Below are 3,631 nucleotides of genomic sequence, written 5' to 3'. Positions count from 1 at the left end.
AGATTCAGGATTAAGCGCAGCAGTTCGGAGTAGTCAGCAGTCATGCGTTGCATGTTGCCGGGTTGCCGGAATCGGCGCACCTGGTAGCGGGTTGATATCCGCGTTACCGACTGCAAAGGGATGTTTTACTGCGAGGTGGCATATGACAGTGCTGGGCGGGGAAAAGAACGGGCGAAGTAGTGAAATTTCCCAGTCTAAAATATTTCCTTGAAGAATTTATGCATTTGACTACTATGAATACCTATGCAAGATTTTGAAAATCAGCGAACACGGTCACTATAGAAGCTTAAGCTCATGACAGGGAGTCCGACATGGCAATACATTTTGCAACTACCACCCCTCAAACTCTTCTCAATAATTTTGACGCGAGGATTGCGCAAACTGAACCAAAGGGGAAAATAACTACGTGGGAAAAAGCCAGTGATGGTCATTACACACACAAAGCAACTGAATGGAACAAAAAGGCTTGGCTTCTACCAAAAGTGCTAAATAGTCAACTTACATTTAATATTATTAGACCAAATGGCTCAAATGTGACATCACAAGTCTATGCTTATTATCACGGACATCTGATAGAAACCTTTTTAAATCATTTTGATACGTCATTTTCTAACGCTGTTTCTAGTGCACTTCCTGAAAGCGCAGATCACTGCACGGCTTAAGATAAATAACGCAATAGAGATTCTCGGATAAGCGCTTGATCGATAGCGCTGAAACCTAGCAAAGGCCTGGCCGGATAGTGATATGCCGGGCCTTTTAATGAAACTTTGTCGCTCAATCCCTCCTGGTGCACGCGGGCAATCCGCGCCACACGCCCAAAGAAGCCGACCGAGAGCTGGTTTTCGTCCTGCTCGATCTTGAGATTTTTTAGCGTGCGGATCTTCTCAAACATGGCGGCCTTCTGCCGTTTGATTCTCCCTTTCTTGCCCCGCAGATTCTTGCGCTGTTTGCGCTTCGCGTAAGGCGCGCCGTCCGGCGCCTGTTGGCTGGCGATGCGTTGTACCTGGCTGCGGCGTAAGTCCTGGGCAATCCTGCGCGTGACGACACGACGCTGGCCTGGCTGGAGCTGGGCCAGCAGTGCGCCGGCCCAGGCTTCCAGGGTTGATAGATCGTCGCTCATTCGGGGTTAGCCGGTCTATACCACTCGGCCAGCAGCATGCCGTCTGTATAGGCTTGCCAGAATTCCTCGGTATAGACCGGTGTTGGTTGCGGCTCGGCGCGGTGAATGACCTCCAGCCGGCCGGCGCCGGCTGGTTTGACTATCACGGTTTCGGTTAGCGCCAGTGTGATCGCCAGGTCTATCGATGTGTGGTTGTTGTAATCCACATCAAAGCCGATGCCGGTCTTGCGCAGCTCGGCATTGTCCAGCAGGTCGCGCTGGTGTATCTGCACCCAGGCCAACAACGGGACCATGATGGCATCTTCGCTCCCGCTGTAATCGGTGATGATGATATTGAGCTTATACCGATATTCAAACGACAGCGAAGCCGTGCCGGTCGCCACGGTGTTACCACCCTCCGCAAAGATCAGCAGTTTATCCGGATTCTGCTGCAACTCGGCACTGACGGCAGTCAGGTGCGCTCTAAGGCTTTTTGGCTTGTACATGCTCGGCGTCCTCCTGGCAATCAACAACGGCGTCTACCTTGGCCGCACACATGCCCCACGCGGCCTCTGCACGCTCCAGGGCGAGAAGCAAAGCGCCGTTAGTCCTGGGGGCCGCTGCCGGCAGGTTGCAACGGGTGATCGCTGGGCAGGCGTTGACCGTAAGCGTTGGCGCCGGTAGCGGCCGGATGCTCCCGCAGGCGGACAACAGCATCAGGCAAAGCAGTGTCAAACCAGCTGCGTATCGTAGGGTTGTCATGGACTAGGCTTTCAATGAGGTTTTCTCGTTCGGTGAGGGTGGCGGCGATATTGTCGCGGGCGGTTTGCAGCTTGGCGGCGGCTTGTCTGTCCCTCGCCACCGCGTCGGTCAAAGTCTTGATGGTGCCGTCGCGGTCGCGTGTGATCTGTTCTGCCGTCTCGGCGCGTTCCTTGGCAACGGTCACACTGTCGCGCTGGACGTAAATCACCAGGCAGAGCGCGCCAATACCCAAGAGGGAAATCAGACCCTTGGCGATCAGTTCCATAGACCGATCCGCGTGCCGCGGCTGTCGATCGTCAGCACCTGGCGGCGCGGTGTCTTGCCCTCGACCGCAATGCCCAGGTGTACCCACACCGCGCCGCCGACCCGCTCATAGATCAACTGGTCGAATTGCAGATAGGATTTATCGAGCGCCTGGCAGATCTCCATCGGTGTGCCGAACGCCGGCGCCGCAAAGTCGCACGCTAAGCCGTCCAGGTGGGCGCTATTGCCCGCGCCACCGACGGCACGGTTCAACGCCTGGCAGCGGTAGCCGCTGGAAATGATGATTGATGCGCCGCCCAGCTCCAAACGCACCAGCTCGTTAAACTTCGCCAAGCGCCGCAGGTTGGCAACGATGGCCTGCGCCGGCGTGTTGTCGATAGATAGGGACCGAGCCTTGTCGCTGCGTGTGAATTCTTCCAGCGTGAAATGCACGGTCAGCGGTGTAGTAGTTGTCATTGAAATCCCCGAATGATGTTGGCGACGTTGCCCTGGGCACGATGCACCAGGACACATAAGATCAAAGCGATAGCGGTTTGCCCGAAGGAGGGATGGCCGTGGCCGAGCAAGATCTCCAGGGCACTGGTGCCGGTGGCAACAATCAACAGCCATGCCACCAGGGAGATATGGAAACGGTGATTCGCCAGGCCGCGCCGGTAGCACAGCAGCCGCAGGCACGTGCTGGCGTAGGAAAGCAACGCCAGTAAGGTCAGCGTTTTAGTCATGGTCGCCTCCCTTGCGTAACCAGGCCGGCAGCTCGATGGTTTTAATCAGGTCGATGCCGTGCAGCGTCAGCGCAATGGCCGCCGCCGATGCAAAGAAGGCGGCCACGCCCGATTGCTTCAACGGCGTATTGCTGATGACCTCGGGCGCGGCCAGGTAGCCAATCGCCAGGGAAATGACCATGTAGGCCAGGCGTTGCAGCACTGGCAGGTTCTTGCTGGAGATCGCCACCAGCGTGGCACCGGCGAAAGCGCCAATCAGCGCATTGCCGTCAATGCCAGGAAACAGCGTTGACAGGCCGATGCCGGCGGCACTGGTGACGACCAGGGTGGTAGTGCTGGGTTCTGCCATAGGGTATTGCTCCGTTTTCAGTCCCAGAGGTTGACGACCTGGGCGGTTTTAGTGGGGGTTGCGGTAGGTTCCGGCAAGTTGACCAGGAGGCCGTGCGGCAGGACCGGCCCCAGGTCGGCCAGGCCGGGATTGAGTTCGAGCGCCGCCTCGACCAGGTTGGCAGTGGCACCCAGGTGGCGCCAGCAAAGTGCATCCAGCGTGTCATGCTGTTGGGCGCGCACTTGCATCAGATCAGATCGACCGTCATGTGAGAGCGGCCAATGATGTTGGTAATGGCCCAATGCGCATTACGGCGCTGGTCGGAAGGTGCGTTGTCCAGCGCTTCCATCATTTTCTTGTCGGACAAGGAAGACGCCGTGCTGTCGAAGTCGCGATATCTCTCGGTGAGATCGGCCTTGGCCCAGCAGTAGACGGCACGCCGATAATGAGCAATGA

At 57.0% G+C, this 3,631-nt stretch carries 10 protein-coding genes; 1 reads left to right on the top strand and 9 read right to left on the bottom strand.

The window, feature by feature from the left end; translation table 11 throughout:
• Nucleotides 1-311 precede the first annotated feature (311 nt).
• Nucleotides 312-662 (top strand): hypothetical protein, encoded by a 351-nt coding sequence (locus ABI171_RS06495; RefSeq protein ID WP_348099267.1) that lies wholly within the window; start codon nt 312-314, stop codon nt 660-662.
• Here ABI171_RS06495 and ABI171_RS06490 read toward each other — a convergent pair.
• From ABI171_RS06490 to ABI171_RS06450, 9 genes are all read right to left on the bottom strand, one after another.
• A complete protein-coding gene (locus ABI171_RS06490; protein WP_348099266.1) occupies nt 659-1,120 on the bottom strand; it encodes a phage virion morphogenesis protein in 462 nt (153 codons plus the stop codon). The two genes, ABI171_RS06495 and ABI171_RS06490, sit on opposite strands and share 4 nt — an antisense overlap.
• Nucleotides 1,117-1,605 carry a phage tail protein gene (locus ABI171_RS06485; protein ID WP_348099265.1) on the bottom strand — a complete coding sequence of 163 codons (489 nt, stop codon included), beginning with the start codon at nt 1,603-1,605 and terminating at the stop codon, nt 1,117-1,119. Before ABI171_RS06485 ends, ABI171_RS06490 begins: the two co-directional genes overlap by 4 nt.
• Nucleotides 1,583-1,816 carry an Rz1-like lysis system protein LysC gene (lysC, locus tag ABI171_RS06480; protein WP_348099264.1) on the bottom strand — a complete coding sequence of 78 codons (234 nt, stop codon included), beginning with the start codon at nt 1,814-1,816 and terminating at the stop codon, nt 1,583-1,585. Before lysC ends, ABI171_RS06485 begins: the two co-directional genes overlap by 23 nt.
• Nucleotides 1,704-2,126, bottom strand: a complete 423-nt coding sequence (gene lysB / locus ABI171_RS06475) for an Rz-like lysis system protein LysB (protein ID WP_348099263.1) — start codon at nt 2,124-2,126, stop codon at nt 1,704-1,706. Before lysB ends, lysC begins: the two co-directional genes overlap by 113 nt.
• A complete protein-coding gene (locus tag ABI171_RS06470) occupies nt 2,117-2,581 on the bottom strand; it encodes a D-Ala-D-Ala carboxypeptidase family metallohydrolase (RefSeq protein WP_348099262.1) in 465 nt (154 codons plus the stop codon). Before ABI171_RS06470 ends, lysB begins: the two co-directional genes overlap by 10 nt.
• Nucleotides 2,578-2,847, bottom strand: a complete 270-nt coding sequence (locus ABI171_RS06465) for a phage holin family protein (protein ID WP_348099261.1) — start codon at nt 2,845-2,847, stop codon at nt 2,578-2,580. The genes ABI171_RS06470 and ABI171_RS06465 overlap by 4 nt, the downstream gene beginning before the upstream one ends.
• A complete protein-coding gene (locus ABI171_RS06460) occupies nt 2,840-3,196 on the bottom strand; it encodes a putative holin (RefSeq protein WP_348099249.1) in 357 nt (118 codons plus the stop codon). Before ABI171_RS06460 ends, ABI171_RS06465 begins: the two co-directional genes overlap by 8 nt.
• A 17-nt stretch (nt 3,197-3,213) precedes the next feature.
• Nucleotides 3,214-3,423, bottom strand: a complete 210-nt coding sequence (locus tag ABI171_RS06455) for a tail protein X (RefSeq protein ID WP_348099268.1) — start codon at nt 3,421-3,423, stop codon at nt 3,214-3,216.
• On the bottom strand, nt 3,423-3,631 hold a 209-nt coding region (locus tag ABI171_RS06450), incomplete at its 5' end, for a head completion/stabilization protein (RefSeq protein WP_348099260.1). The genes ABI171_RS06455 and ABI171_RS06450, both read right to left, overlap by 1 nt.

Source organism: Collimonas sp. (assembly GCF_039923675.1).
In the GTDB taxonomy this organism is placed as follows: domain Bacteria; phylum Pseudomonadota; class Gammaproteobacteria; order Burkholderiales; family Burkholderiaceae_D; genus Collimonas.
This window is presented reverse-complemented; position numbering and strand designations above follow the sequence as displayed.